Below are 25,755 nucleotides of genomic sequence, written 5' to 3'. Positions count from 1 at the left end.
CCGAAGAATTACCAATGAGTTATAGCTGCTGATTGGACTTTCGCCCTGACCGTCGGGCGGGCGTCATTATTTTGTCTGATTGAGTACCAGCAGCAACGCTGCCGTTTGCGCATCCGGCGTGCCGTCGAAACGGGTCGGGCGATAGTGCATCTGGAATGCCGCGATGACATGCCGCGTTGCCACGTCCAGCTCACCGGTCTGCGGAGTGGCGTAGCCAAGACGCGCCAATTGCGTCTGGAACCAGCTGATGCTCGGCAGTTCGGCGTTGAACAGCGCCTGTTGACGCGCCACCGCTTGTTCGTCGGGCCACAGGCCGAGGCCTTCGGCGGCCAGGCGTTTCCACGGGAACAGCGGGCCTGGATCGAGTTTGCGCAACGGCGCGATGTCGCTGTGGCCGATGATGTAGCGCGGGTTGATGCGCTGGCGCTGGCTGATGTCCTTGAGCAGGACGATCAACGACTGCACCTGGGCTTCGCTGTAGGGATACCAGAGGCGCCCGGTCGGGGTGTCCTTGAACCCGGGGTTGACGATTTCAATACCGATCGAGCTGGAGTTCAGCCAGGTGCGACCCTGCCACTCGCTTTCCCCGGCGTGCCAGGCACGCTGGTTTTCATCCAGCAGTTTGTAGATGGTCGCGTTCTTGTCGTCGCCGATCAGGTAATGGCTGCTGACTTCGCCGTGGGTCAGCAATTGCAGCGAGCGCGCGAGCGACGCGGAGGTGTAATGCACGATCACGAACTGGACGCGACTGTCGTGATTGGCCGAAGGGTGGCTGGTGTCGAAGCGCGGACCACTGGCACATCCGGCCAGGAGCAGCAGCGACGCAATGAGAGCAAGAAATTTCATGGCAGAGAACAATACACGCAAGACGATAATGCAACAGTGTAACGTAATGCCTTGCGTACCGACGGCCAAAGGGCTGATTTAAATGAAACGGAACAATTGCCTCAGCCCAGCTCCACCCGGTTGCGCCCGCCGTTTTTGGCCCGGTACAGCGCCTGATCGGCTCTTTTGAGCACCAGATCGCTGTGTTCTCCCGGTTTGAAGGCCGCCAGGCCCATGGAAATGGTGATCGTCACCCGTTCCCCCTTGAAGTGGAAAGGGCAGGCCTCGATTGAGGCTCGCAGGGTTTCCAGCAGCCGGGCACCCACCGCCGGCGGGGTCGCCGGTAGCAGCAGGACAAATTCCTCACCCCCGAACCGGGCGATGAAATCCGTGCCACGCAGGCGTTTGCGCAGCACCGTGGCGATGATCTTCAACACCTTGTCGCCGGCCAGGTGACCGTAGTTGTCGTTGATCCGCTTGAAGTGATCGAGGTCGAGCATCGCCAGGCTCAGGGTGTTGCCGTGCTGTTGCCACTGGGCGATTTCATGTTCGAGCCGTTCGCTCCAGGCCGCCCGGTTGGGCAGGCCGGTGAGCGGGTCGACTAACGCTTTCTGTCGCTGCTCTTCCAGATGCTCGCGGTAGCCGAGGGCTTCCTGCTCCATATGCGCCACGCGCTCGGCCAGGCCTTTCAGACGCGCAGCCACTTCCTGCTCGCGGGCGTCGCGCTGTTTCTGGTGCTGGTCCATGGTGCCGAGCAGGCCTTCGAGATGGTTTTCCAGGACCTGCTTGAGGTCATCGAGGTCGGCGGCTTCCTGAACGCTGCTCTGCAATCCGTCGACCTGCTCACGGATCTGCGTATCCATTTCCCGCGCGGCGGAGCTGTTGTCGGCGTGGCCTTCGCTGGCGGCTTGCAGGTTGCTCTGGAACGCTTCGAGGCGTTCGTTGAGTTGTTGCAGGTAGGCTTCGAATTCGTGCTGGCCGCTGTCAGTGATGGCGAGCATCAACGTGGCAAGATCGTCGAGGATCGGCAGCAGTTCGTACCAGTTCAGACCGTTTTGCAAACGGTCGCGCATGGCCTCGGCCTGCGGGCGGTGACGCTCCGGCAGCGTCAGGTCGTCGAGCAGACCGATCAGGGTGTCTTCGATGTGTTTGGCGACCGAGCTGTAGGACGGCTCCGGCGAATCCGGCAGGGCGTAGAGAATGTCGTGCTCGGGTTGCACCGGATCGGTGGACGCCGAGGCCTGGATGACGGGCGCGGGCAGGTCGGCAGTGAGCGGTGGTGCCGGATCGTCACCGGGATGGATCAGCTCGTCGGGGTTGATCGCGACAGGCGCAACGGGCACCGGCGGTGTGATGACCGGCGGCTGCGGTTCGTGGGCTTGCGGTTCGACGGTCGGGCTGACGGATTCGATGGCGACCACGGGCGGCTCGAAAGCCACCACTTCCAGCTCCACTTCGGGTGTTGAAACCGTTGCCATTGCGGCGACTGGCGTCTCCGGGGCTGGAGCGATGACGACTGGCTCGGCAACGGCGGTAGGCGCCAATGGTGCGTGTACCGGTTCAGAAGCGGATTCGGAGGGCGGCTGTTGTGGCTGGGCGACTGGGGCGGCGGCGGGGGCCGGGGCCGGTTGAACAGGTGTCTCTTCGCTGTCACGACTGCCGAACAGGCGTTGCAGCAATCCCGGCCGTCCCGGTTCCGTGGGTGTCTCCAGCTGATGCAGCGCCTTGCCCTGCAATCCGCTGAGTTCGCTGAGCAGCAGAGGCATCTCCCGCGCCTGGCTGACACGCCCATCCAATTGCTTGGCGAACTTCTTCAGCGGCTGAGCCACGTCCCGGGGCAGTGGCAGCGCTTGCAGTTGGGTAACCAGCGCATTCAGAGCGGTGCTGACTTGATTGAGGCGGGTTTCGCGGCGCTGCTCGGAGTCCAGCACGGCCTTTTCCAGACGCGGCAACAGGGCGGCAAGGCCGGCGTCCATGTCGTCCGTGCGGATCACGTCGCGCATTTCTTTCATGTATTGGTCGACCACCCGGTCGGTGCCTTCCGCCGCCAGGGTGCTGCGCACCAGGCCTCGGCGCAGAAGGTCGAGCCGGGCGTCCCATCGGCGCTCGAGCTTTTCCTGTTTTTCGATGCTTTGGAGGTATTTCTCTTTCCAGCGCTGGGCTTCTTCGCTCATTCAGGGGTTCCGCGAGGGGCAGGACTCAACGCGGGCAATGCATCGGCCGTGAGCGAACCCGGCAGACGAATCTCTACCGCGACCGGCAGGTGATCGGAAATCGGTTGGGCCAGCACTTCGACCTTTTCCAGGGTCAGGGTCGGGCTGAGCAGAATATGGTCCAGGCAGCGCTGTGGGCGCCAGCTGGGGAATGTCGCTTCAAGTTGCGGGGCCAGCAGGCCGAGGTCGCGCAGTGGCGAGTGTTGCAGCAGGTCGCTGGCGTGGGTGTTCATGTCGCCCATCAGTACCTGATGCTTGTAGCCGCCGATCAGCTCGCGAATGTAGCCAAGCTGCATGCTGCGGGTCCGGGCGCCGAGCGCCAGGTGCATCATCACCACCACCAGCGCTTCCGGACCTTCGCCGAAGCGCAGCAGGATCGCCCCGCGTCCTTTCGGCCCCGGTAACGGGTGATCCTCGATCGCCCACGGGCGCAGGCGGCTGAGCACGCCATTGCTGTGCTGGGCCAGCCGGCCGAGATTGCGATTGAGTTGTTGATACCAGTAGGGGAAGGCGCCGAGGTGGGCCAGGTGTTCGACCTGATTGACGTAGCCTGAACGGAGGCTGCCGCCATCGACTTCCTGCAGGGCGACCAGATCGAAGTCGCCGAGCAGATTGCCGATCTTTTGCAGATTGCCTGAGCGCCCGGTGTGCGGCAGCAAGTGCTGCCAGCTGCGGGTCAGGTAATGCCGATAGCGCTCGGTGCTGATGCCGACCTGGATATTGAAACTGAGCAAACGCAGACGGCTGTCTGCGGGCAGGCCCGTGGACTCCAGGTGATGCTCGTTGACCTGCGGATCATGCAGGCCAACGAGACGTTCGACTCCCCAGCGGCGCATGGCGGTTGCCGCGCTTAGTTGGCGGCTGCCTTGTTGGCCGCTCGCTCTTTGGCGACCAGTTGGTCGGCCAGCTGCAGCGCTTGCTCGGCACCACCGGCGGAGCCGATGTCGAAGCGGTATTTGCCGTTGACGATCATGGTTGGAACGCCGGAGATTTCATACTTCTTCGCCAGCTCGCGAGCCTTGACGATCTGGCCCTTGATGGCGAACGAGTCGAAAGTCGCCAGGAACTTGTCCTTGTCCACGCCCTGAGTGGCGAGGAAGTCGGCCATGTCGTTCTTGTCGGTCAGCTTCTTGTGTTCTTTCTGGATCGCGTTGAATACCGCTGCGTGGACGTTGTGCTCGACACCCATGGCTTCCAGGGTCAGGAACATCTGGCCGTGGGCGTCCCACGGGCCGCCGAACATGGCAGGGATGCGCACGAAGTTGACGTCGGACGGCAGTTTTTCGACCCAGGGATTGATCACCGGCTCAAAGGCGTAGCAGTGCGGGCAGCCATACCAGAACAGCTCTACCACTTCGATCTTGCCAGGCACGGCAACCGGCACCGGGTTGCTCAGCTCGACGTAAGGTGCGGCAGGGGCTTCGGCGGCCTGGGCGGTCACGCCGAACAGGCTGGCAGCGACGAGAGCGGCGCTGATGATCAGATTACGCATGCTTTACTCCTGGACAATTTGGGTCGCCTCGCGCGACCTGTTTTCAGACAGATCCTGGCGGGCGTGAGTTCTGTAGTGTAACGGCAGCGGCCACAAAAAAGGGCGGCCAAAGCCACCCTTTTTATACTTGTCGCGACGGATTAATCGAGCGTTAACGTTGCAGGAGTTGTCCGTGCCGCGCAACGTCCGTTCGCCGGCCGCGAGGCAGGTCTCAGTGCAGACCCTGAATGTAGCTGGCAACCGCCGCGATGTCCTCATCGCTCAGTTTGCGGGCGATGGTGCGCATGGTCATCGCATCGCCGTCGTTGCTGCGACCGGCCGCAGGATCTTCCTTGCGGAAGTCGGTCAGTTGCTTGGCGATGTATTGAGCGTGTTGGCCACCCAGGTGCGGGAAGCCGGCGGCTGCGTTGCCGGCGCCGTTTGGCGAGTGGCAACCGGTGCAGGCTGGCAGGCCTTTGTCCAGGTTGCCGCCACGGAACAGGGCCTCGCCGCGCGCGACGAGCTTCGGATCGGCGGCGCCGACGCTGCCTTTCTGGCTGGCGAAGTAGGCGGCGATGTCGGAAAGATCCTGATCGCTCAGGTTGGTCAGCAGGCCGGTCATTTCCAGCACGGTGCGCTTGCCCGACTTGATGTCGTGCAGTTGCTTGGTCAGGTAGCGTTCACCCTGTCCCGCCAGTTTTGGAAAGTTTGGCGCCATGCTATTGCCATCCGGGCCATGGCAGGCACCGCATACGGCAGCTTTCGCCTGGCCTGCGGCTGCATCACCTGCAGCATGGGCGAAGCCTGAGATTCCCACGGTCAACAGCAGACTCACGATCAGTTTGTTCATCAGCTAATCCAACTACGGCTAAGGGTTAAGAGTTATGGACCGGGCTTACTCGCTCATCCAGAGGATGATGCTTCGGTAATCCTCGGCACTGCAGTCCATGCACAAACCACGCGGCGGCATCGCCTTGAAACCCTGGGTCACGTGTTGCACCAGCGTCTCCATACCTTTCGCCAACCTCGGCGTCCAAGCTTCCTGATCGCCCTTTTGGGGCGCCATGGGGAGTTGGCCGGAATGACAGGCACCACAAACACGGTTGTACACGGCTTCCGGATCTTGTGTAGCCTGCGCACTGTAAAGTGGCATCAAGACTCCGGCAGCCAGCAGCCATTTCGTCATAAAACGACCTTTTCAGGGTTGAGAGCGTTCTGCGTTCTAATGCGCAATCAAGGTCTGTCGCTCTCGTGAACTTCATCCTTCGCTGGGACAAAGCACACACAAAATCTGCGGCATTATATACTGGCGTCACTGAAACGGAAGCGACACCGCGTTCCGCGCCCATTCCCGGCGCCGCCCACATCGGAAATCCCATGCAGCTCAAAAATCCCATCCTCGGCCTGTGCCAACAGTCCACGTTCATGCTCAGTGCCGCCAAAGTCGATCAGTGCCCCGACGACGAAGGTTTTGAAGTGGCTTTCGCCGGCCGTTCCAACGCCGGTAAATCCAGCGCGCTGAACACCCTGACTCACGCCAGCCTGGCGCGTACCTCGAAAACCCCGGGTCGCACGCAACTCCTGAATTTCTTCAAGCTAGACGATGAACGCCGTCTGGTCGACCTGCCGGGCTACGGTTATGCAAAAGTACCGATTCCGCTCAAGCAGCACTGGCAGCGCCACCTGGAGGCTTACCTGGGCGGCCGCGAGAGTTTGAAGGGTTTGATTCTGATGATGGACATCCGCCATCCGATGACCGACTTCGACCTGCTGATGCTCGACTGGACCGTTGCGGCCGGCATGCCGATGCATATTCTGCTGACCAAGGCCGACAAGCTGACCTACGGCGCGGCCAAGAACACCCTGCTCAAAGTGCAGTCGGAAATCCGCAAGGGTTGGGGTGACCAGGTGACGATCCAGCTGTTCTCGGCGCCGAAGCGCATGGGGCTGGAAGAGGCCTACACTGTGTTGGCGGGCTGGATGGAGCTGGCGGACAAGGGCGCCGAAGCGGCTGAGTAAGGCAATTTCGAGGCAAAAAAAGCCCCGGACTTCATATGGGGAGGGAGAAGTTCCGGGGTCTAAGTTCCGAACCGCTAGGGCGGGGTTCAGATATCTGCCAACACTTAACACAACATAGGAGCATCGAAGGGCTTCACCAGCCATTCAGTAACTCTGAGTGGTGCTCTGCAAGATTAGTTCAGATTTTTTTCAAAAAGCTTTGGAATAAGCCCAAGAGCGATCCGGACTAAGCCCTTTCCGGTGCCCATGCCGCGACACCATGTCGCGGCAAAAGCCCGTTCCAGAGGCCTCAGTGAGCCTCATCCCAATTGTTGCCGACCCCGACTTCCACCAGCAGCGGCACGTCCAGTTTTGCCGCCTCGCTCATGTGCAGGCGAATTTCCTGGCTGACCTGCTCGACCAGATCCTCACGAACCTCCAGCACCAGTTCGTCGTGTACCTGCAGAATGACCTTGGCATCCAGCCCGGATGTGCTCAGCCAGTTATCCACAGCCACCATGGCCTTCTTGATGATGTCTGCCGCAGTGCCCTGCATCGGCGCGTTGATTGCGGTGCGTTCGGCGGCGGCGCGTTCCTGCGGCTTGTTGGAGTTGATCTCCGGCAGGTATAGGCGGCGACCGAAGATGGTTTCGACGAAACCCTGATCCGCTGCCTGGGCGCGGGTGCGGTCCATGTACTCGCGAACGCCGGGGTAACGGGCGAAATAGGTGTCGATGTAGGCCTTGGCGGTCTTGGAGTCGACGCCGATGTCCTTGCCGAGCTTCTGCGCGCCCATGCCGTAGATCAGGCCGAAGTTGATCGCCTTGGCGCTGCGGCGCTGGTCGGAGGTCACTTCGTTCAGTTCGACCTTGAACACTTCGGCGGCGGTGGCGGTGTGTACATCCAGATTGTTGCGGAAGGCATTCATCAGGCCTTCGTCGCGGGACAGGTGGGCCATGATCCGCAGCTCGATCTGCGAATAGTCCGCCGCCAACAGTTTGTAACCCGCCGGGGCGACGAATGCCTGACGGATGCGCCGGCCTTCGGCGGTGCGCACCGGAATGTTCTGCAGGTTCGGATCGCTGGAGGACAGGCGTCCGGTGGAGGCCACCGCCTGGTGATACGAGGTGTGGATGCGTCCGGTGCGCGGGTTGATCTGCTCCGGCAGGCGATCGGTGTAGGTGCTTTTCAGCTTGCTCATCGAACGGTGCTCCATCAGCACTTTCGGCAAGCGGTGATCGTCTTCGGCCAGTTTCGCCAGCACTTCCTCGGCGGTGGATGGCTGGCCCTTGGCGGTCTTCTTCAGCACCGGCAGACCGAGTTTTTCGTAGAGGATCACGCCCAACTGCTTGGGCGAGCCGAGGTTGAATTCTTCGCCGGCGATCTCGAACGCTTCGCGCTCCAGGGCAACCATCTTTTCCCCCAGCTCGATGCTTTGCACGCCGAGCAGCGCGGCATCGACGAACGCCCCCTGGCGCTCGATGCGCGCCAGGACCGGCACCAGCGGAATCTCGATATCGGTCAGTACGCTGGCAAGGCTCGGGATGGCGCTGAGCTTGTCGAACAGCGTGTGATGCAGACGCAGGGTGATGTCGGCATCTTCGGCGGCATACGGCCCGGCCTGTTCGAGGGCGATCTGGTCGAAGGTCAGCTGCTTGGCGCCTTTGCCGGCGATGTCCTGGAAGCTCACGGTGGTGTGATCCAGGTACTTCTGCGCCAGGCTGTCCATGTCGTGGCGGGTGGCGGTGGAGTTGAGCACGTAGGACTCGAGCATCGTGTCGAAGGCGATTCCGCGCACGGTAATGCCGTCGTTCTGATCACCACCGATGGCGCAGTTGGCGAGGATGTTCATGTCGAACTTGGCGTGCTGGCCGACCTTGAGTTTGCTCGGGTCTTCCAGAATCGGCTTGAGCGCGCGCAGCACAGTGTCACGATCCAGTTGCTCGGGCACGCCGATGTAGGAGTGGGTCAGCGGGATGTATGCCGCTTCGTTGGCGTTCACCGCGAACGACAGGCCCACCAGTTGCGCCTGCTGCGCGTCGATGCCAGTGGTTTCGGTGTCGAAGGCGAACAGCCGGGCTTGCTTGAGTTTTTCCAGCCAGGCCTCGAAACGCGCCTGATCGAGGATGGTTTCGTATTGGGCCTCGGTGCTGGCCGCCGGTGTTTCGGCTTCAGCTTCTGTTGCACTGAACAGATCAGCGCCCGGCTGCGGCTCGGCGGCGCTGAGTTCCAGGCGCTTGGCATCCCGATCGAGGTCGTTCAGCCAGCTTTTGAATTCGAGCAGGCTGTAGAGCTCGTAGAGTTTGGCCGGGTCTTCCGCGCCCATCTGCAGATCGTCGAGACCGATGTCCAGCGGCACGTCGACCTTGATGGTCGCCAGTTGATAGGAGAGGAACGCCATCTCCTTGTGTTCTTCGAGCTTGGCCGGCAAGGTCTTGGCACCGCGAATCGGCAGGGTCGGAACGATATCGAGCTGCGCGTAGAGCTCGGTCAGGCCGCCGTTGACGCCGACCAGCAGGCCGGAAGCGGTCTTCGGGCCGATGCCGGGAACGCCCGGGATGTTGTCGGAAGAATCGCCCATCAGGGCCAGATAATCGATGATCTGCTCGGGAGCGACGCCGAATTTCTCCTTCACGCCGTCCACGTCCATCGAGCTACCGGACATGGTGTTGACCAAGGTAATGTGCCCGTCGACCAGTTGCGCCATGTCCTTGTCACCGGTGGAGATGATCACCGGGCGATCCGCCGCCGCGCTGCTGCGGGCCAGGGTGCCGATCACATCGTCGGCCTCGACGCCGTCGACACACAGCAGCGGAAAGCCGAGCGCAATCACGCTCTGGTGCAGGGGTTCGATCTGCACGCGCATGTCGTCGGGCATGCTAGGGCGGTTGGCTTTGTATTCGGCGTACATCTCATCGCGAAATGTCCCACCCTTGGCGTCGAACACCACGGCGAACGGACTGTCCGGATACTGCTTGCGCAGGCTCTTGAGCATGTTCAGCACGCCCTTGACCGCACCGGTCGGCAGGCCTTTGGACGTGGTCAGCGGTGGCAGCGCATGAAAGGCGCGGTACAGGTAGGACGAACCGTCCACCAGGACGAGGGGGGCTTGGCTCATGAGCAGAATCAACCTTTTCGGCGGGCCCGGCGCTAGAATAGCGGGACCGTTGACGACAAAGGGACAAGGTTATCATGCGTACGTTAAATCGCTTGCTGCTGGTCAGTTTGATTGCAACCACACCGTTGGCCGCGATCGCGGCGGATGATGCGCCGTCAGCGGAGCCTGAAGTCACCATCAACACGCACACGGAAGGCGACAAGGTCATTCAGGAATACAGCCGGAGTGGGTTCGTGTATGCGATCAAGGTCACGCCGAAGGGCGGCAAACCATACTTTCTGGTCCGCGCCGACGGTACGGACGCGAACTACATCCGTTCCGACCAGCCGGATATGCTGATTCCGTCGTGGGAAATTTTTACCTGGAAGTAAGTTTCCCGACTTTTAACAGGCGCCGCTTCGTGGCGGCGCCCGAACTGAGCAGTTTTTAACCATGTCTGTGTTCACCCCCCTGGCTCGGCCCGAGCTGGAAACCTTTCTCGCCCCTTACGGGCTCGGCCGTCTGCTTGATTTCCAGGGGATCGCCGCCGGCAGTGAAAACACCAATTTCTTTATCAGCATGGAGCAGGGCGAGTTTGTCCTGACCCTAGTCGAACGCGGCCCGGTGCAGGAAATGCCGTTCTTCATCGAGCTGCTAGACGTGCTGCACGAAGCCGACCTGCCGGTGCCTTACGCACTGCGCACCACCGACGGCGTGGCGTTGCGTGAGTTGAAAGGCAAACCGGCGCTGTTGCAACCGCGTCTGGCCGGCAAGCACATCAAGCAGGCCAACGCCCAGCATTGCGCGCAGGTCGGCGAGTTGCAGGCGCATCTGCACCTGGCGACCCAGGGCGAGCACATGATCAAGCGCAAGACCGATCGTGGCCTGGACTGGATGCTGGAGGAGGGCACCGAGTTTCTTTCGCACCTGAGCGACGAGCCGCGTGCGCTGCTGCAAAAGGCGCTGGAAGAAATCACGCAACAGAAAGAGAAAATTCTCGCGTTGCCGCGGGCGAACATCCACGCCGACCTGTTCCGCGACAACGCGATGTTCGAAGGCACGCACCTGACCGGGCTGATCGACTTCTACAATGCCTGCTCCGGGCCGATGCTCTATGACGTGGCGATTGCCTTGAACGACTGGTGTTCGGACGATGACGGCCTGATCGACGGCCCGCGTGCCCGGGCCTTCCTGGGTGCCTACGCGGCATTGCGCCCATTCACGGCCGCCGAGGCCGAATTGTGGCCGACCATGCTGCGAGTGGCGTGCGTGCGGTTCTGGCTGTCGCGGTTGATTGCGGCGGAATCGTTCGCCGGGCAGGACGTGCTGATTCACGATCCGAAGGAGTTCGAGCAGCGTCTGGCGCAGCGTCAGACGGTCAATACGCCGCTGCCATTTGCCCTGTAAAAGAAAAAACCGCAGCCTGTGCAGGCTGCGGTTTTTTTGTATCAGAGCGACTCCAGGCAGCCCGCCAGATCATTGCCCAGCTTCTCCAGCACTTGCTCATAACCCTGAGCAGTCGCCGGCGTATACCCACCCAGCGCATCCAGTTCCGCCAACTTGACCGGCAGGCCCGCCACCAGGGTTTCCGCCAGACGTGGGCGCAGCGGCGGTTCACTGAACACGCAGGTCTTGCCGACTTCCTGCAACCGCGCGCGCATCGCCGCTACGTGCTGGGCGCCCGGTTGCACTTCCGCCGCGACGCTGAACACGCCGGCGTGCTTCAAGCCGTAGGCATCTTCGAAGTAGTCGAAGGCTTCGTGGAACACGAAGTAGGGTTTGCCTGCAACGCCGGCCAGACGTTTCTTCAAGCGCTGATCCAGGGCATCCAGACGCTCATCGAAGGCTTTGGCGTTGCTCTGGTAGCGCTCGGCATTGGCCGGGTCGGCGGCACTCAGGTCGGCCGCCATCTTGTTGGCGATGACCCGGGCGTTGACCGGCGACAGCCACAGATGCGCGTCGAGGCTCCCGGGACGGTGGTCGTGATCGTGCTCGTCCGCCTCTTCGGCGTGGGAGTGGCTGTCTTCAGCGAAACGCCGCAGTTTCATCCCCGGCAGATCCTGCACCGCGACGCTCGGCAGTGTACGACCGTTCAGCACGCGCGGCAGGAAGCCTTCCATGTCCGGGCCGATCCAGTACAGCAGATCCACCGACTGCACCTTGCGCACGTCGGACGGGCGCAGCGCGTAATTATGCGGCGAGGCACCGGGCGGCAGCAGGACTTCAGGAATCGCCACGCCGTCTTGTACGGCAGCGGCGATCAACTGCAACGGCTTGATGCTGGTGAGGACTTTGACTTCGGCCTGGGCCGAGCCGATCAGCAGAAAACTGGCGAAAAATGCCACAAAAACAGAAAAAAGTCGGGACACGATGACCACTCAAGGAGGCGAGAACGGGTAACATAATAACGTCTCTAACCAAACTCGTCGCCGCTCATGCCTATTACACCGATTGCCAGCCGTCCCCACGACCATTCTCACTGCGTCCACAGCGCCCTGTCCGAGGCCGATGCCTTGTGTGCACAGAAGGGCCTGCGCCTGACCGCACTGCGTCGGCGGGTGCTGGAACTGGTCTGGCAGAGCCACAAGCCGCTGGGCGCTTACGACATTCTGGCGGTACTCAGCGAGCAGGACGGTCGCCGTGCTGCGCCGCCAACGGTGTATCGGGCGCTGGATTTCCTGCTGGAAAACGGCCTCGTCCACCGCATCTCTTCACTGAACGCCTTTGTCGGCTGCGTTCATCCTAAGCATTCGCACCAGGGCCAGTTCCTGATCTGCCGCGAGTGCCACGCCGCCATCGAGCTTGAGCAAAAAACCATCAGCGACGCCATCGTGCATAGCGCCAAGGACGTCGGTTTCATCGTCGAGGCGCAGACCGTCGAAGTGGTGGGTCTGTGCTCCGGTTGCCAGGGGGCTTGATGAGCGACGCGCTGATCCGTCTCGAGCAGGTGGCTGTCCGGTTTGCCGGGCAGAACGTGCTGGACAACATTCACTTGAGCGTCGAACCGGGGCAGATCGTCACCCTGATCGGCCCCAACGGCGCCGGCAAGACCACCCTGGTGCGCGCCGTGCTCGGGCTGTTGAAACCGGACAGCGGCAGCGTCTGGCGCAAGCCGAAACTGCGCGTTGGCTATATGCCGCAAAAGCTGCACGTCGATCCGACCCTGCCGCTGTCGGTGCTGCGTTTCCTGCGGCTGGTGCCGGGCGTCGACCGTCCGCGCGCGTTGGCGGCACTCAGGGAAGTCGGCGCCGAACACGTCATCGACAGCCCGGTGCAAAGCGTTTCCGGTGGCGAAATGCAGCGCGTGCTGCTGGCCCGCGCCCTGTTGCGCGAGCCGGAGCTGCTGGTACTCGACGAGCCGGTGCAGGGTGTCGATGTCGCCGGCCAGGCCGAGCTGTACAGCCTGATTACCCGCCTGCGCGACCGTCATGGCTGTGGCGTACTGATGGTGTCCCACGATCTGCATCTGGTGATGAGCACCACCGACCAGGTGGTGTGCCTCAATCGCCACGTCTGCTGTTCCGGGCATCCCGAGCAGGTCAGCGGCGACCCGGCCTTCGTCGAGCTGTTCGGCAACAACGCGCCGAGCCTGGCGGTCTATCACCACCATCACGACCATGCCCACGACCTGCACGGTTCGGTGGTCAAGGGACCGGTGAAGGGCCAACCTCACGTTCACGGAGAAAACTGCAAGCATGGCTGATTTTCTGTTCTACGCCCTGCTTGCAGGTCTGGCGCTGGCGGTAGTGGCCGGGCCGTTGGGATCGTTCGTGGTCTGGCGACGCATGGCCTACTTCGGCGACACCCTGTCCCACGCCGCGCTGCTCGGCGTGGCGCTGGGCTTCCTGCTGGATGTCAGCCCGACCGTGGCGGTCACGGTCGGCTGCCTGCTGCTGGCGGTGGTGCTGGTGACCCTGCAACAGCGTCAACCGCTGGCGTCCGACACCCTTTTGGGAATTCTCGCACCGAGCACGCTCTCCCTCGGGCTGGTGGTACTAAGCTTCATGCATGAAGTGCGGATCGACCTGATGGCCTATCTGTTCGGCGACTTGCTGGCGATCAGCCCGACTGACCTTGCGTGGATTCTCGGCGGCAGCGCGGCGGTGCTGGTATTGCTGGTGACGCTGTGGCGACCGCTGCTGGCGATCACCGTGCACGAAGAGTTGGCCAGGGTTGAAGGCCTGCCGGTGGCGGGTCTGCGCATGGCGCTGATGTTGTTGATCGCGGTGGTGATCGCTGTGGCGATGAAAATCGTCGGTGTGTTGCTGATTACCTCGCTGCTGATCATCCCGGCGGCTGCGGCACAACGTCACGCCCGTTCGCCGGAGCAGATGGCGCTGGGCGCGAGCCTGCTGGGCATGCTCGCCGTGTGTGGCGGGCTGGCACTGTCCTGGTTCAAGGACACCCCCGCCGGCCCGTCAATCGTTGTGACGGCTGCCGCACTGTTTCTGCTGAGTTTTGTTCTGCCCCGTCGAGGGGTGTAGACTTGCTCGTTTTTTGCGCAAATAGAGAGTCGCAGGAATGAAGCCGTTCGCCTCCCGTTATCTGCTCCTTGTCGCATTTTCAGTGCTGCTGGGCGCCTGCCAAAGCACGCCGCCGGTGGCCGAGGTCCCCGATGCGCGGGCCACGGCCATCGCGCAGCTGGAGCAAAGCCTGGCCAGCAGCGAACTGGCCACTGCCGAGGACCAACTGGCAGCCTTGCAGGCCGAAACGCCCAACGATCAGTCCCTTGAGCAATATCAGCGACAACTCGCCGAAGCCTATCTGCGGCGCAGCCAGATTGTCCTGCAAAAGGGCGATGTGAACGCCGCCGCGACCGCGTTGAGCCGTGCCCGCGCCCTGATGCCCAAGGCACCGGCGCTGACCGGCGGGGTCAACGGTGCGATCACCGAAGCGCGCAAGGCTGAACTCGAGAAGGCTGAGGCGGCGCTGCAAGCGGCCGAAGCCAAGCCGAAGGCCAAGGTCATCGACCCGACGGCCGAGAGCACCACGGTTGCGCTGAACATCACCGACAGCCGCAAACTTCGCCGACAACTGGATGCGATCGCCGCCGATGTGGTGAGTTACGAGTGTGCGGTGAGCATTCAGGCCCCGCGTACCGATGACTATCCGTGGCTGGCGACCTTGCTGACCAAGAGGGTGAAGAAGCTGGATCCGGATTTCGATCTGAAGATCGAGAAACAGATTCTGCGTACCGTGCCGGCGCAGATGGTTCTGAGTCCTAAAAAACCTTAAAAGCTTCGCAAGCAAGCCCGCGCCCACAAAACCGGTGGGGCTTGCTTGCGAAGGCGTTGCCTAGGCCGGAATCGCCTTGGCCTTCGTTTCCCGATCCCAAACCCGATGCTGCCCGATGGCGGCAAAGAACCCCTTGGTCAACGCTGGCACATCCTTGCCGGCGATCAATCCTGCATCCGCCTCCAGTTTCAACAGATCCAGCAACTGCTTCGCCTCGCCCTGCACGGCAATTGCCTTCAGGTGCTTGTAGGCCTCCAACAGGTAATGCAGCGCCACCCCGTTACCGCTCAAGGCTTTGACAGACGCCGCCCCACCCGGCACGAACACCGCGTCGAAGATCACCGACGGCATTCCCTCCATCGACGCATCCACCGCCAGGCTTTTGCCCTCGGCGGTTTTCACGGGGGCCGATGTCGGGCCGAGCAGTTTGGCGTGGGCGCCTTCTGCCTCGAGCGCCTTTTTCATTGCATCAATCGCTGCACCCTCGACGCCGTTTGCGGCAAGTATCGCCACTTTTCGTGTCTTGATGTTTTCCGGCAACAGATTGGCCTGACTCAGTGCCGGCGAGTGATCCAGCGAAGTCTTGCGTACCTGCACCGTGCCTTTGCCCGGTGCCGGCAAGCCGAGGTTCTCGGCCACGCGTTTGGCCAGTTCCAGATCGATGTTGGCCAGAATCTCGTTCACTTGCCGCGCCCGGATGAACTCACGCTCCACCTTGCCCAGCTCGAAGCTGTAGGCCGCGATGATGTGTTCCTGCTCGTGCTTGCTCATGCTCTTGAAGAACAACCGCGCCTGGGAGAAATGATCGCTGAACGACTCGCTGCGCTGGCGGATCTTGTTGGCATCGATGCGTTCCGGATAGCTCTCGAAGCCACCGTCCTGTGCGGCCGGTGGCGTCTCCTTCGGCCAGCCGCCGTCGATGGAATTGGGTTCGTAGGACGCACGCCCCTTGTCGATCGTCGAGCGATGCTGGGCATCGCGTTGGCCATTGTGGAACGGCGCCACCGGGCGGTTGATCGGCAACTCATGAAAATTCGGCCCGCCGAGTCGGCTGATTTGCGTGTCGGTGTAGGAAAACAGCCGACCTTGCAGCAGCGGGTCATTGGAGAAGTCGATGCCCGGCACGATATGGCCGGGGCAGAATGCGACCTGCTCGGTTTCGGCGAAGAAGTTGTCCGGGTTGCGGTTGAGGGTCATTTTGCCCAGCGGCGTGATCGGGACGATTTCCTCGGGAATCAGTTTGGTCGGGTCGAGGATGTCGAAGTCGAAGGCGTGCTCGTTTTCCTCCTCGATGATCTGTACGCCAAGTTCCCATTCCGGGTAGTCCCCCATCTCGATCGCCTCCCAGAGATCGCGACGGTGGTAGTCAGTGTCTTTACCGGCCAGTTTCTGCGCTTCGTCCCACACCAGCGAACAGGTGCCGGCGGTGGGGCGCCAGTGGAATTTGACGAAGCGCGATTTACCCTCGGCGTTGATCAGCCGGAAGGTATGCACCCCAAAACCCTGCATGCTGCGCAGGCTTTTCGGGATCGCCCGGTCGGACATGGCCCAGATCACCATGTGCGCCGATTCCGGCACCAGCGATACGAAGTCCCAGAAAGTGTCGTGGGCTGAGCCGCCGGTGGGGATTTCGTTGTGCGGCTCGGGTTTGACCGCATGCACGAAGTCGGGAAACTTGATCGCGTCCTGGATGAAGAACACCGGCATGTTGTTGCCGACCAGATCGAAGTTGCCTTCGTCGGTAAAGAACTTCACCGCGAAACCGCGCACGTCACGCACGGTATCGCCTGAGCCACGTGGCCCCTGCACCGTGGAAAAGCGTACGAATACCGGCGTTTTTTTCGCCGGGTCCTGCAGGAAACCGGCCTTGGTCAGTACCGAATGGTTCTCGTAGCTCTGAAAGAACCCGTGGGCGCCGGTGCCGCGAGCGTGGACGATGCGCTCGGGAATGCGCTCATGGTCAAAGTGCGTGATTTTCTCCCGCATGATGAAGTCTTCCAGCAGCGACGGCCCGCGCGGGCCGGCCTTGAGGGTGTTCTGGTTGTCCGCGATCTTCACGCCCTGGTTGGTGCGCAGGGCCTGGCCGGTGGCGTCGGAGCGGAATTTCTCCAGGCTGTCGAGTTTGCTGTTGGTGTTGGCGCGGTCCTTGGTGTCGGTTCCGGCCAGTTGGCTCTTGTCGGAGGCAGGCTTTTTGGTACTCATCAGACGTAAACTCCTCGTTTGACCCCTTCCATCCAGGGACTCTTGAGTGGTTTCCGGGCACGGCACCCGGAGTAGCAAGTCGCTTACTTAGTGACTGACGAGGGTTTTGGCCGTTCCTTTTTTATGACCTTTGATCGCGTTATTGCCAAATGAAAGGTTGAATGCGGAATAAATGCTAATAACCTCTATACGGACAGGCTAAAATGCGCGCCCGGCTAACCGCTGATCCTTTTCTAACGCGCCCCACAAGGTTCGCTACGTGATCGAGTTCCAAAACGTCCACAAGACTTACCGCGTCGCCGGTAAGGACATCCCCGCGCTGCATCCGACCAGTCTGTCGATTGAGAATGGTCAGGTGTTCGGCCTGATTGGCCATTCCGGTGCGGGAAAAAGTACCCTGCTGCGTCTGATCAATCGCCTGGAGGATTCCAGTGGCGGCAAGATCATCGTCGACGGCGAGGAAATCACCGCACTGGACGCCAACGGCCTGCGCCGTTTCCGCCAGCAGGTCGGGATGATCTTCCAGCACTTCAACCTGCTGGCCTCCAAGACCGTGGCCGACAACGTCGCGCTGCCGCTGACCCTGGCTGGCGAACTGTCGCGTGGTGAGATCGATCAGCGGGTGGCCGAGCTGCTGGCACGGGTCGGCCTGTCCGATCACGCCAGGAAATACCCGGCGCAGTTGTCCGGCGGTCAGAAGCAGCGCGTCGGTATCGCCCGCGCCCTGGCGACCAAGCCGAAAATCCTGCTGTGTGACGAAGCCACCAGCGCCCTCGACCCGCAGACCACCGCCTCGGTGCTGCAACTGTTGGCCGAGATCAACCGCGAACTGAAACTGACCATCGTGTTGATCACCCACGAGATGGACGTGATCCGTCGCGTGTGTGATCAGGTGGCGGTGATGGACGCCGGGGTGATCGTCGAGCAAGGCTCGGTGGCCGAGGTGTTCCTGCATCCGAAACACTCGACCACCAAGCGTTTCGTCCAGGAAGACGAGCAGATCGATGAAGGCGAGCAGCGCGATGACTTCGCGCACGTGCCGGGCCGCATCGTGCGTCTGACCTTCCAGGGCGATGCGACCTACGCGCCACTGCTCGGCACCGTCGCCCGGGAAACCGGTGTGGACTACAGCATCCTGGCCGGTCGTATCGACCGCATCAAAGACATTCCCTACGGGCAACTGACCCTCGCCGTCACCGGTGGCGACATGGACGCGGCGTTCGCCCGCTTCACCGCCGCTGACGTTCACATGGAGGTGTTGCGCTAATGGCAGACCTGATGAGTTTCTTCACCAATATCGACTGGTATGAAATCTGGCTCGCCACCGGCGACACCCTGATGATGCTCGGCGGTTCGCTGCTGTTCACCGTGCTGCTCGGCCTGCCGCTGGGTGTGCTGCTGTTTCTGTGCAGCCCGCGACAGTTGCTCGAAAGCCGTGGTGTCTACGCGATCATGTCGCTGGTGGTGAACATCCTGCGTTCGCTGCCGTTCATCATTCTGTTGATCGTGATGATCCCGTTCACCGTGCTGATCACCGGTACGTCGCTGGGCGTGGCCGGTGCGATTCCGCCGCTGGTGGTGGGCGCGACGCCGTTCTTCGCGCGTCTGGTGGAAACCGCCCTGCGTGAAGTCGATCGCGGCATCATCGAAGCGACCCAGTCGATGGGCGCGACCACCCGGCAGATCATCGTCAATGCCTTGCTGCCGGAAGCCCGCCCGGGCATTTTCGCGGCGATTACGGTGACGGCGATTACACTGGTTTCCTACACGGCGATGGCCGGTGTGGTTGGCGCCGGTGGTCTGGGTGATCTGGCGATCCGTTTCGGCTACCAGCGTTTCCAGACCGACGTGATGATCGTGACCGTGGTGTTGCTGTTGATCCTGGTGCAAGTGTTGCAAATGGTGGGTGATCGTCTGGTCGTCCATTTCTCGCGCAAATAACCGGTTTTGTAATCAAGACATAAGCCGGCCATTCGCTGGCAGGCGCCGGACGGGCGCCTCACAAGGAGTTAGCTGAATGAAAAAACTGATCGTTGCCCTGGCGGCCGTTGCCGCTTTTTCGGCCCACGCCGAAGAACTGACCGTTGCCGCGACCCCGGTGCCGCACGCCGAAATCCTCGAGTTCGTGAAGCCTGCGCTGGCGAAAGAAGGTGTGGATCTGAAGGTGAAGGTGTTCACCGACTACATCCAGCCGAACGTGCAGGTGGCCGAGAAGCGTCTGGACGCCAACTTCTTCCAGCACCAGCCGTACCTCGATGAGTTCAACAAGGCCAAGGGCACCAGCCTGGTTGCCGTGACCGGTGTACACCTGGAGCCGCTGGGCGCCTACTCCAGCAAGATCAAGAAACTCGACGAGCTGCCAAGCGGCGCCAACGTGGTGATCCCGAACGACGCCACCAACGGCGGCCGTGCGCTGTTGCTGCTGGCCAAGGCTGGCGTGATCACCCTGAAGGATCCGACCAACATCCTGTCGACCGTCAAGGACATCGCGCAGAACCCGAAGGATCTGAAAATCCGTGAGCTGGAAGCCGCGACCATCCCGCGTGTGCTGACCCAGGTCGACCTGGCACTGATCAACACCAACTACGCGCTGGAAGCCAAGCTCGATCCGTCCAAGGATGCCCTGGTGATCGAAGGCAGCGACTCGCCTTACGTCAACATCCTGGTGTCCCGCGCGGACAACAAGGACAGCGCCGCCATGCAGAAACTGGCTGCTGCCCTGCACAGCCCGGAAGTGAAGAAATTCATTACCGAGAAGTACAAAGGTGCGGTGTTGCCGGCGTTCTGATTCGGGCGCTGCAACGAAAAAGGGGACGCCATGAGCGTCCCCTTTTTTGTGTTGGGCAGTTGAGAACGGCTGTGAATCTTCCCCTCACCCCAGCCCTCTCCCGGAGGGAGAGGGAGCTGATCGAGGTGTCTTGCGTCCTGCATCGACCTGAAATACCGAGTTGATTATGGATTCGGTGCAGCAAGATCAGGTCGACGTATATCTGCAGCGTCCCCCATTCAGTCCCCTCTCCCTCCGGGAGAGGGTTAGGGTGAGGGCGCTTTTGATCTGATTACTTGCGGTCAAGCATCACCGGCAACTGCGCCACCAGCTTGGCATTGTTCAACGGCGCCCGAATAAACCCGCGCTGCGTCCCGTCCGGTCCGATCACCGCCAGATTGCCGCTGTGGTCGACGGTGTAATTCGGCTTGCTCGTATCCGCCGGAATAAACGGAATGCTCACCGCATTGGCAACCTTCTGCAACTCTTCAACCGAGGCCGGCGTCAGCCCCACAAACTGCGGATCGAAGTAACCCAGGTACTGCTTGAGCTGCTTGGGGTTGTCGCGGTTCGGGTCGACGCTGACCAGCACGATCTGCAATTTGTCCACAGCCTCTTTCGGCAGTTCGCTCTTGATCTGGCGAAGCTGGGCGAGGGTGGTCGGGCAGATGTCCGGGCAGAAGGTGTAGCCGAAGAACAGCAGGCTCCACTTGCCCTTGAGCTCGTTGATCGTGACCGGTTGGCCATCCTGATTGGTCATCGTCACGTCCGGCAGGTTACGGCTCTGCGGCAGCAGGATGATGCCGGCGTCGATCAGCGCGGTAGGATCGCCCTGGCCCTTGCCGCTCAGCACTTTGTTGACGGTCAGGCCGAGGATCAGCGCGATCACGGCGACGAGGATGAAGACGGTTTTCTGGGTTCGAGTCATAGGTTCAACAGTAAGTAGTGGTCTACGAGCAGGGCGATGAACAGCAGGAACAAGTAATAAATAGAGTACTTGAAGGTGTTGATCGCCGCGTGCGGCCGACTGCCACGGTACAGCACCACGGCCCATTGCAGAAACCTGGCGCCCAGCGCGAGCGCGCAGACCAGGTACAGCAGGCCGCTCATGTGAATCACGTAGGGCAGCAGACTGACCGCGAGCAGCGCGCCGGTGTACAGCAGGATGTGTACTTTGGTGTAGTGCTCGCCGTGGGTCACCGGCAGCATCGGGATGTCAGCCTTGGCGTATTCCTCTTTGCGATGGATCGCCAGCGCCCAGAAGTGCGGCGGGGTCCAGGCGAAGATGATCAGCACCAGCAGCAACGGTTCGGCGCTGACATGGCCGGTGGCGGCGGTCCAGCCGAGCAGCGGCGGCGCGGCACCGGCGAGGCCGCCGATGACGATGTTCTGCGGCGTCGCGCGTTTCAGGAAACCGGTGTAGATCACCGCGTAACCGAGCAGCGAGGCCAGGGTCAGCCAGGCGGTCAGCGGGTTGGTGAAGGTCAGCAACAACCCTTGGCCGAGCAATGCCAGCGCCAGTGCAAAGGTCAGCGCCGCCACCGGTGACACCCGTCCTTCGGCCAGTGGCCGCTTGTGGGTACGGGCCATCACCGCGTCGATCCGCCGATCCACCACATGGTTGACCGCCGCTGCGCCACCCGCGCACAGCGCAATCCCCAGGTTGCCGAACACCAGCACCGTCCACGGCACGCCGGCTCGGGTCGCGAGGAACATGCCCACCAGCGAGGTGATGAGCATCAGCACCACCACTTTCGGTTTGGTCAGTTCCAGATAATCCCGCCACAGCGCCTGCGCCGGACGTTCGCCGATCAGAATCGCCATGGCGTCTCTCCTTTTATCGTGATGGGCGCGGCCACGTGTTTAGCGGGGCTCAGGCGCCAGCGCGCGATCATCGGCTGCTTGACGCGGACCAGACTGGTGCGCGCGTGATAGTTGACCAGCACCATGGTCAGCAACAGCGCCGCGCCGCCCGCGTTATGCGCCACGGCCACCGGCAGCGGCAGGTGGAACAGTACGTTGCTGATGCCCAAGGTGATCTGCGCGGCGAGGGCGACCAGCACCAGCCCGGCCAGGCGCGTCATGCCCACCACCTTCAGTTGCCAGGCCAGGCCCAGCAGCACCAGGGTCACCAGCAGCGCGCCGATGCGGTGGGTCAGGTGAATCGCCGTGCGCGCGTCGCTGTCCAGTTGCCCGCCGAGGTAATTCGGGCCGATGTGCTGGGTCAGGTGAAAACCGTTGGCGAAATCCGCCGGCGGCAGCCATTGGCCGTGGCAGGTCGGGAAGTCGATGCAGGCCACCGCCGCATAGTTGGAACTGACCCAGCCGCCGAGGGCGATCTGGCCGATCACCAACAACAGTCCGGCGGTCGCCCAGTACTGCAAGCGACGCGGCACGGTCAGCGCCGGCAGCACGCCGGACAGACGCAAGGTCAGCAGAAACAGCAGGCTCAACGTGGCAAAACCGCCGAGCAAGTGCCCGGTGACCACTTGCGGCCAGAGTTTCAGCGTTACCGTCCACATGCCGAACGCAGCCTGGGCGAACACCACCGCCAGCAGGAACAGCGGCAGTTTCAGCGGTTGTCCCGGATGCCGGCGATTGACCCAGGCGCGCCCGGCCAGCAACGAAATCAACATGCCGAGGGTGCCGGCGAAGTAGCGGTGGATCATCTCGTTCCAGCCTTTGTGCGCTTCCACTGGCGAATCGGGGTAGTGCAGTTCGGCATGGGCCAGTTGCGCTTCGCTTTTCGGCACGCTGATAAACCCGTAGCAGCCGGGCCAGTCCGGGCAGCCGAGGCCGGCGTGAGTCAGGCGGGTGTAGGCGCCGAGCAGCACCACAATCAGTGCCAGCAGGGTGGCAAACAACGCGAGGCGAAATCCTGGTTTGGCCATGACGATGCCCTTATCCGATGTTCGACAGTTTCAGCAGGTGACGCAGGTCGTTGAGCAGATCCTTGCCTTTGACGTTCGGGTCATAGCGCAGCACCAGATTGCCGTGGGGATCGATGATCCACAGTTGCGGCGTGGCTTTGTCGCCGGTGGTCTTGCCGAAGGTCGCGGCGTCCAGCGGGTAGCGTTGCAACTGCGGGTATTCGCGGCTCAGCTTGGCTTCGTAATCGGCGGTCAACGGTTGCGCGGCAGCGAGGGCATGGCTGGCGCGGTTGGCATCACGGCCCAGGCCGATCTGGATCTGCCGCGCCAGGTACACCAGTTGCTGACAGTCCACCGCGCAATCCCTGGGCGCGGTCACCAGCATCTGCCAGGTTTGTTCGTCGGCCTGCACGCCGAGGTCGGCGCGGGTCTGGCCGTTGCCGATCAGTTCGCCGTGATAGCTGCGGCCCTCCGGCACCCAGAACTGCAATTTGTACATGCCGGTGGCGAGGATCATCGGGCCGACCACGCCGAGCAGGATCAACAGCAGTTGAATACGCCCGCGACCGCGCCGGCCCGGGGCTTTGGCTTCAGACATGCTGGGTGGATTCATGGCCGCTCCCATGGTGTTTCTCCTTTGCGTTGTGCCAGCCGAGATAGAGGTACAGACCGAACAGGGCGGTCGCCATGGCAAACCACTGCACGGCGTAACCCAGGTGTTTTTCCGGCCCCATCGCCACCACTGGCCAGTCGGCCTCATAGCTGGCGGGGCCGGGTTCTGCGCGTAATTCGTAGGCGAAGCCGTCGCGGTCGAGGGTTTTCCACAGTCTGGCCGGTTCGACGGCGGTGATGGTTTGCGGCCAGGTATTGCTGGCGGGGTCGGCGTGCAACTGGAAGGTCGCACCGGGAGCGACGTAGACCCAGGCGTCCAGATTCACCGCGTTGCCGGGGGTATTGAATTGCGGTGGCACGCGCCGGTCCGGCCACGCCAGCCAGCCGCGATTGACCAGCAGCCACAAACCGCTGCGCTGATCCTGAAACGGTTGCAGCAACTCGACGCCGACCTTGCCATTGCGCTGACGGTTGTCGAGCAGCAGGCTATGGGCGGCGTCGAACTGCCCATATAGATGTACCCGGCGATAGGCCGGGTCGGCGCTGTGCAGCAGTTCGCTGCTGGCCATCGGGTCGGCGGCGCGGCGTTCGGCGTAACTGGCGAGCAGGGCGGTTTTCTCCGCGCCCCGGCCCAGTTGCCAGAAGCCCAGCGAAATCAGCAGCGGTAGCAGCAAGGCGACCACCACCGTCGGCACCACGCCCGGCCGAAAGCGCTTCATGGCCGCGCCACTGAGTCGGTTTTCGCGAGCGCTATACTCAAATGCATCGCCTTCCCCCGGAGTCTTCCCATGCTCAAAGCAGCGATCGTCCTGATGCTGATTGCCACGGTGATCAGCCTGTTCAGCGGCCTGTTTTTTCTGGTCAAGGACGACAGCAGTTCGAATCGCCTGGTCATCGCCTTGAGCGTTCGGGTCACGCTGGCCGCTGTCACCGTCGGCTTGATCGCCTGGGGATTCTTCAGCGGCCAGCTGGTTTCACATGTGCCCTGGTGAGGTTCAGAGCACGTAGACGAAGATGAACAAGCCGATCCACACCACATCGACGAAGTGCCAGTACCAGCTCGCGGCTTCGAAACCGAACTGGTGATCGGCATCGAAATGCCCCTTCAGAATGCGCATCAGCATCACGAACAGAATGATCGTGCCGATGGTCACGTGGGCGCCGTGGAACCCGGTGAGCATGAAGAACGTCGCGCCGTAGATCCCCGAACCGAGGGTCAGGCCCAGTTCGTGGTAGGCGTGGATGTACTCTTCGGCCTGCAACGCGAGGAACCCGCAGCCCAGTAGCACAGTGATCGCCAGCCACAGTTTCAGCGCACCGCGATGGCCTTTCTTAAGGGCGTGGTGGGCGATGGTGATGGTCACGCTGGAGCTCACCAGCAAAATGGTGTTGATCAGCGGCAGGCCCCAGGGACTGATGACTTCCTTGGGCGGCGGGAACAGTTTCGGGTCCGGGGTGTGCAGCAGCGGCCAGGTGAACTGGAAGTTCGGCCAGAGCATGTGGGCGATGCCCTTGGTGCCTTCCCCGCCCAGCGCCGGGCCGGAAATGTGCCGCACGTAGAACAGCGCACCGAAGAAGGCGATGAAGAACATCACCTCGGAAAAAATGAACCAGCTCATGCCCCAGCGAAACGAGCGATCCAGTTGCGGGCTGTACAACCCGGCGCGGCTTTCCTTGATCACTGTGCCGAACCAGCCGAACAGCATGTACGCCAGCAACAGGCCGCCGACGAAAAAGATCAGCGGGCCGTGGGATTCCGGGCGCGCTGCCTTCAGATCGTTGAACCAGGTCGCCAGGCCATACACGGTGACGAACATCCCCACCGTGGCGACGATCGGCCATTTGCTCTGGGCCGGAACGTAATAGTGCTCATGAGTTGCCATTTATTGTTCTCCTTATCGGGCACGCTCAACCGCCAGTGTTTACAGCCACCGGAGGATGTCGGGCGGTGATATCGAACAGCGTGTAGGACAGCGTCAGGTGCTTCACGTCCTTGGGCATGTCGCGGTCAACGATGAAACGCACCGGCATTTCGATCTGCTGACCGGGCTGCAGCACCTGCTGGGTAAAGCAAAAACATTCGGTCTTGTGGAAATACGCCGCCGCAGTGCTTGGTGCGATGCTCGGCACGGCCTGGGCGCTCATGGGTTTGTCGGTGGGGTTGCGGGCGATGAAGATCATCTCGTTCACCGCACCGGGGTTGGCCGTCAGTTCGTCATGCTTGGGGTAGAAGTCCCAGGGCATGTCGATGTTGTTGGTCGACAGGAACTGCACCCGCACCTGGCGCGAGGTATCGACGGTCTGCTCGCCTTCGTACTGCCCGGCGGTCTTGCCGTTGATGCCGAACGCCTTGCACATCACGTCGTAGATCGGCACCAGGGCAAACCCGAAGACAAACATCGCCACCACCACGCCGAGCAGTCGGGTCACCAGTTTCTTCATCGAAATCGAGTCAGCCATGGTGG

Annotated in this window: 27 protein-coding genes; 11 read left to right on the top strand and 16 right to left on the bottom strand. The window is 62.0% G+C overall.

The features are described from left to right. Window positions 1-66: 66 nt before the first annotated feature. The 6 genes from KVQ74_RS00335 to KVQ74_RS00310 form a co-directional block, all read right to left on the bottom strand. Window positions 67-846, bottom strand: a complete 780-nt coding sequence (locus tag KVQ74_RS00335) for an N-acetylmuramoyl-L-alanine amidase (protein WP_217829008.1) — start codon at window positions 844-846, stop codon at window positions 67-69. 101 nt (window positions 847-947) lie between these two features. Beyond that, the gene (locus tag KVQ74_RS00330) at window positions 948-2,999 is read right to left on the bottom strand and encodes a GGDEF domain-containing protein (protein ID WP_217829007.1); all 2,052 of its coding nucleotides are present in this window, start codon (window positions 2,997-2,999) and stop codon (window positions 948-950) included. After that, a complete protein-coding gene (locus tag KVQ74_RS00325) occupies window positions 2,996-3,874 on the bottom strand; it encodes an endonuclease/exonuclease/phosphatase family protein (RefSeq protein ID WP_217829006.1) in 879 nt (292 codons plus the stop codon). Before KVQ74_RS00325 ends, KVQ74_RS00330 begins: the two co-directional genes overlap by 4 nt. Before the next feature lie 14 nt (window positions 3,875-3,888). After that, a complete protein-coding gene (locus KVQ74_RS00320; RefSeq protein ID WP_217829005.1) occupies window positions 3,889-4,530 on the bottom strand; it encodes a thiol:disulfide interchange protein DsbA/DsbL in 642 nt (213 codons plus the stop codon). A gap of 211 nt (window positions 4,531-4,741) precedes the next feature. Then, the gene (locus KVQ74_RS00315) at window positions 4,742-5,359 is read right to left on the bottom strand and encodes a c-type cytochrome (protein WP_217829004.1); all 618 of its coding nucleotides are present in this window, start codon (window positions 5,357-5,359) and stop codon (window positions 4,742-4,744) included. 45 nt (window positions 5,360-5,404) lie between these two features. Next, window positions 5,405-5,695, bottom strand: a complete 291-nt coding sequence (locus tag KVQ74_RS00310) for a c-type cytochrome (RefSeq protein WP_217829003.1) — start codon at window positions 5,693-5,695, stop codon at window positions 5,405-5,407. Between the two features lie 191 nt (window positions 5,696-5,886). On the opposite strand from KVQ74_RS00310, the gene yihA reads away from it, so the two are divergent. Next, entirely contained in the window at window positions 5,887-6,528 is a 642-nt protein-coding gene (gene yihA, locus KVQ74_RS00305) for a ribosome biogenesis GTP-binding protein YihA/YsxC (protein ID WP_217829002.1), read from the top strand. A gap of 289 nt (window positions 6,529-6,817) precedes the next feature. On the opposite strand, the gene polA is transcribed toward yihA, so the two are convergent. Then, window positions 6,818-9,625, bottom strand: a complete 2,808-nt coding sequence (gene polA, locus KVQ74_RS00300) for a DNA polymerase I (RefSeq protein WP_217829001.1) — start codon at window positions 9,623-9,625, stop codon at window positions 6,818-6,820. Between the two features lie 74 nt (window positions 9,626-9,699). Here polA and KVQ74_RS00295 point away from each other — a divergent pair, with 74 nt between their 5' ends. Both KVQ74_RS00295 and KVQ74_RS00290 read left to right on the top strand, forming a co-directional pair. After that, window positions 9,700-9,996, top strand: a complete 297-nt coding sequence (locus KVQ74_RS00295) for a DUF2782 domain-containing protein (protein ID WP_217829000.1) — start codon at window positions 9,700-9,702, stop codon at window positions 9,994-9,996. A 61-nt stretch (window positions 9,997-10,057) separates the two neighbouring features. Further along, a complete protein-coding gene (locus tag KVQ74_RS00290; RefSeq protein WP_217828999.1) occupies window positions 10,058-11,011 on the top strand; it encodes a homoserine kinase in 954 nt (317 codons plus the stop codon). A 41-nt stretch (window positions 11,012-11,052) separates the two neighbouring features. Here KVQ74_RS00290 and KVQ74_RS00285 read toward each other — a convergent pair whose 3' ends face one another. Beyond that, entirely contained in the window at window positions 11,053-11,982 is a 930-nt protein-coding gene (locus KVQ74_RS00285; RefSeq protein WP_217828998.1) for a zinc ABC transporter substrate-binding protein, read from the bottom strand. 57 nt (window positions 11,983-12,039) lie between these two features. Between KVQ74_RS00285 and KVQ74_RS00280 the strand changes: the two genes are divergently transcribed. The 4 genes from KVQ74_RS00280 to KVQ74_RS00265 are packed head-to-tail and all read left to right on the top strand — an operon-like array spanning window position 12,040 to window position 14,839. Continuing rightward, window positions 12,040-12,522, top strand: coding sequence for a Fur family transcriptional regulator (locus KVQ74_RS00280; RefSeq protein ID WP_217828997.1), 483 nt, complete (start codon window positions 12,040-12,042; stop codon window positions 12,520-12,522). Continuing rightward, a complete protein-coding gene (znuC, locus tag KVQ74_RS00275) occupies window positions 12,522-13,307 on the top strand; it encodes a zinc ABC transporter ATP-binding protein ZnuC (RefSeq protein WP_217828996.1) in 786 nt (261 codons plus the stop codon). Before KVQ74_RS00280 ends, znuC begins: the two co-directional genes overlap by 1 nt. Next, window positions 13,300-14,088 (top strand): zinc ABC transporter permease subunit ZnuB, encoded by a 789-nt coding sequence (gene znuB / locus KVQ74_RS00270; protein ID WP_217828995.1) that lies wholly within the window; start codon window positions 13,300-13,302, stop codon window positions 14,086-14,088. The genes znuC and znuB overlap by 8 nt, the downstream gene beginning before the upstream one ends. A 37-nt stretch (window positions 14,089-14,125) precedes the next feature. Beyond that, on the top strand, window positions 14,126-14,839 hold the full coding sequence (locus KVQ74_RS00265) for a PA5502 family lipoprotein (RefSeq protein ID WP_217828994.1): 714 nt from the start codon (window positions 14,126-14,128) through the stop codon (window positions 14,837-14,839). Between the two features lie 60 nt (window positions 14,840-14,899). Here the strand turns inward: KVQ74_RS00265 and katE are convergent, their stop codons facing one another. Further along, entirely contained in the window at window positions 14,900-17,041 is a 2,142-nt protein-coding gene (gene katE / locus KVQ74_RS00260) for a catalase HPII (RefSeq protein WP_217828993.1), read from the bottom strand. Window positions 17,042-17,300: 259 nt separating this feature from the next. Between katE and KVQ74_RS00255 the strand changes: the two genes are divergently transcribed. The 3 genes from KVQ74_RS00255 (at window position 17,301) to KVQ74_RS00245 (ending at window position 19,829) form a co-directional block, all read left to right on the top strand. After that, the gene (locus tag KVQ74_RS00255; RefSeq protein WP_217828992.1) at window positions 17,301-18,308 is read left to right on the top strand and encodes a methionine ABC transporter ATP-binding protein; all 1,008 of its coding nucleotides are present in this window, start codon (window positions 17,301-17,303) and stop codon (window positions 18,306-18,308) included. Beyond that, window positions 18,308-18,982, top strand: coding sequence for a methionine ABC transporter permease (locus tag KVQ74_RS00250; RefSeq protein ID WP_217828991.1), 675 nt, complete (start codon window positions 18,308-18,310; stop codon window positions 18,980-18,982). The genes KVQ74_RS00255 and KVQ74_RS00250 overlap by 1 nt, the downstream gene beginning before the upstream one ends. A gap of 76 nt (window positions 18,983-19,058) precedes the next feature. Further along, window positions 19,059-19,829, top strand: coding sequence for a MetQ/NlpA family ABC transporter substrate-binding protein (locus tag KVQ74_RS00245; protein ID WP_217828990.1), 771 nt, complete (start codon window positions 19,059-19,061; stop codon window positions 19,827-19,829). Window positions 19,830-20,100: 271 nt separating this feature from the next. On the opposite strand, the gene KVQ74_RS00240 is transcribed toward KVQ74_RS00245, so the two are convergent. Genes KVQ74_RS00240 through KVQ74_RS00220 form a run of 5 tightly spaced genes read right to left on the bottom strand, consistent with a single transcriptional unit; the run spans window position 20,101 to window position 24,009 of the window. Next, window positions 20,101-20,736 (bottom strand): SCO family protein, encoded by a 636-nt coding sequence (locus KVQ74_RS00240; protein ID WP_217828989.1) that lies wholly within the window; start codon window positions 20,734-20,736, stop codon window positions 20,101-20,103. Next, entirely contained in the window at window positions 20,733-21,632 is a 900-nt protein-coding gene (gene cyoE / locus KVQ74_RS00235; protein WP_217828988.1) for a heme o synthase, read from the bottom strand. The genes KVQ74_RS00240 and cyoE overlap by 4 nt, the downstream gene beginning before the upstream one ends. Beyond that, window positions 21,620-22,699, bottom strand: a complete 1,080-nt coding sequence (locus tag KVQ74_RS00230; RefSeq protein WP_217828987.1) for a COX15/CtaA family protein — start codon at window positions 22,697-22,699, stop codon at window positions 21,620-21,622. The genes cyoE and KVQ74_RS00230 overlap by 13 nt, the downstream gene beginning before the upstream one ends. A 10-nt stretch (window positions 22,700-22,709) precedes the next feature. Then, a complete protein-coding gene (locus tag KVQ74_RS00225) occupies window positions 22,710-23,303 on the bottom strand; it encodes a hypothetical protein (RefSeq protein WP_217828986.1) in 594 nt (197 codons plus the stop codon). Further along, on the bottom strand, window positions 23,269-24,009 hold the full coding sequence (locus KVQ74_RS00220) for an SURF1 family protein (RefSeq protein ID WP_217828985.1): 741 nt from the start codon (window positions 24,007-24,009) through the stop codon (window positions 23,269-23,271). Before KVQ74_RS00220 ends, KVQ74_RS00225 begins: the two co-directional genes overlap by 35 nt. Window positions 24,010-24,078: 69 nt before the next feature. Between KVQ74_RS00220 and KVQ74_RS00215 the strand changes: the two genes are divergently transcribed. Continuing rightward, the gene (locus KVQ74_RS00215) at window positions 24,079-24,282 is read left to right on the top strand and encodes a twin transmembrane helix small protein (protein ID WP_217828984.1); all 204 of its coding nucleotides are present in this window, start codon (window positions 24,079-24,081) and stop codon (window positions 24,280-24,282) included. Between the two features lie 3 nt (window positions 24,283-24,285). Here KVQ74_RS00215 and KVQ74_RS00210 read toward each other — a convergent pair whose 3' ends face one another. Both KVQ74_RS00210 and KVQ74_RS00205 read right to left on the bottom strand, forming a co-directional pair. Continuing rightward, window positions 24,286-25,173, bottom strand: a complete 888-nt coding sequence (locus KVQ74_RS00210) for a cytochrome c oxidase subunit 3 (protein WP_217828983.1) — start codon at window positions 25,171-25,173, stop codon at window positions 24,286-24,288. 25 nt (window positions 25,174-25,198) lie between these two features. Continuing rightward, window positions 25,199-25,750: a cytochrome c oxidase assembly protein gene (locus KVQ74_RS00205; protein ID WP_217828982.1), complete on the bottom strand. Its 552-nt coding sequence runs from the start codon at window positions 25,748-25,750 to the stop codon at window positions 25,199-25,201. Window positions 25,751-25,755 lie beyond the last annotated feature (5 nt).

Origin of the sequence: Pseudomonas botevensis (assembly GCF_019145475.1) — a bacterium.
Classification (GTDB): domain Bacteria; phylum Pseudomonadota; class Gammaproteobacteria; order Pseudomonadales; family Pseudomonadaceae; genus Aquipseudomonas; species Aquipseudomonas botevensis.
This window is presented reverse-complemented; position numbering and strand designations above follow the sequence as displayed.

Coding starts and splice junctions, on each gene's coding strand:
- KVQ74_RS00280 (WP_217828997.1), top strand. CDS start 12,040: ATGCCTATTACACCGATTGCCAGCCGTCCCCACGACCATTCTCACTGC.
- KVQ74_RS00310 (WP_217829003.1), bottom strand. CDS start 5,695: ATGACGAAATGGCTGCTGGCTGCCGGAGTCTTGATGCCACTTTACAGT.
- KVQ74_RS00295 (WP_217829000.1), top strand. CDS start 9,700: ATGCGTACGTTAAATCGCTTGCTGCTGGTCAGTTTGATTGCAACCACA.
- KVQ74_RS00250 (WP_217828991.1), top strand. CDS start 18,308: ATGGCAGACCTGATGAGTTTCTTCACCAATATCGACTGGTATGAAATC.
- KVQ74_RS00265 (WP_217828994.1), top strand. CDS start 14,126: ATGAAGCCGTTCGCCTCCCGTTATCTGCTCCTTGTCGCATTTTCAGTG.
- KVQ74_RS00225 (WP_217828986.1), bottom strand. CDS start 23,303: ATGGGAGCGGCCATGAATCCACCCAGCATGTCTGAAGCCAAAGCCCCG.
- KVQ74_RS00320 (WP_217829005.1), bottom strand. CDS start 4,530: ATGCGTAATCTGATCATCAGCGCCGCTCTCGTCGCTGCCAGCCTGTTC.
- KVQ74_RS00315 (WP_217829004.1), bottom strand. CDS start 5,359: ATGAACAAACTGATCGTGAGTCTGCTGTTGACCGTGGGAATCTCAGGC.
- znuB (WP_217828995.1), top strand. CDS start 13,300: ATGGCTGATTTTCTGTTCTACGCCCTGCTTGCAGGTCTGGCGCTGGCG.
- KVQ74_RS00230 (WP_217828987.1), bottom strand. CDS start 22,699: ATGGCCAAACCAGGATTTCGCCTCGCGTTGTTTGCCACCCTGCTGGCA.
- cyoE (WP_217828988.1), bottom strand. CDS start 21,632: ATGGCGATTCTGATCGGCGAACGTCCGGCGCAGGCGCTGTGGCGGGAT.
- yihA (WP_217829002.1), top strand. CDS start 5,887: ATGCAGCTCAAAAATCCCATCCTCGGCCTGTGCCAACAGTCCACGTTC.
- KVQ74_RS00205 (WP_217828982.1), bottom strand. CDS start 25,750: ATGGCTGACTCGATTTCGATGAAGAAACTGGTGACCCGACTGCTCGGC.
- znuC (WP_217828996.1), top strand. CDS start 12,522: ATGAGCGACGCGCTGATCCGTCTCGAGCAGGTGGCTGTCCGGTTTGCC.
- KVQ74_RS00290 (WP_217828999.1), top strand. CDS start 10,058: ATGTCTGTGTTCACCCCCCTGGCTCGGCCCGAGCTGGAAACCTTTCTC.
- KVQ74_RS00325 (WP_217829006.1), bottom strand. CDS start 3,874: ATGCGCCGCTGGGGAGTCGAACGTCTCGTTGGCCTGCATGATCCGCAG.
- KVQ74_RS00335 (WP_217829008.1), bottom strand. CDS start 846: ATGAAATTTCTTGCTCTCATTGCGTCGCTGCTGCTCCTGGCCGGATGT.
- KVQ74_RS00330 (WP_217829007.1), bottom strand. CDS start 2,999: ATGAGCGAAGAAGCCCAGCGCTGGAAAGAGAAATACCTCCAAAGCATC.
- katE (WP_217828993.1), bottom strand. CDS start 17,041: ATGAGTACCAAAAAGCCTGCCTCCGACAAGAGCCAACTGGCCGGAACC.
- KVQ74_RS00245 (WP_217828990.1), top strand. CDS start 19,059: ATGAAAAAACTGATCGTTGCCCTGGCGGCCGTTGCCGCTTTTTCGGCC.
- KVQ74_RS00215 (WP_217828984.1), top strand. CDS start 24,079: ATGCTCAAAGCAGCGATCGTCCTGATGCTGATTGCCACGGTGATCAGC.
- KVQ74_RS00240 (WP_217828989.1), bottom strand. CDS start 20,736: ATGACTCGAACCCAGAAAACCGTCTTCATCCTCGTCGCCGTGATCGCG.
- polA (WP_217829001.1), bottom strand. CDS start 9,625: ATGAGCCAAGCCCCCCTCGTCCTGGTGGACGGTTCGTCCTACCTGTAC.
- KVQ74_RS00220 (WP_217828985.1), bottom strand. CDS start 24,009: ATGAAGCGCTTTCGGCCGGGCGTGGTGCCGACGGTGGTGGTCGCCTTG.
- KVQ74_RS00210 (WP_217828983.1), bottom strand. CDS start 25,173: ATGGCAACTCATGAGCACTATTACGTTCCGGCCCAGAGCAAATGGCCG.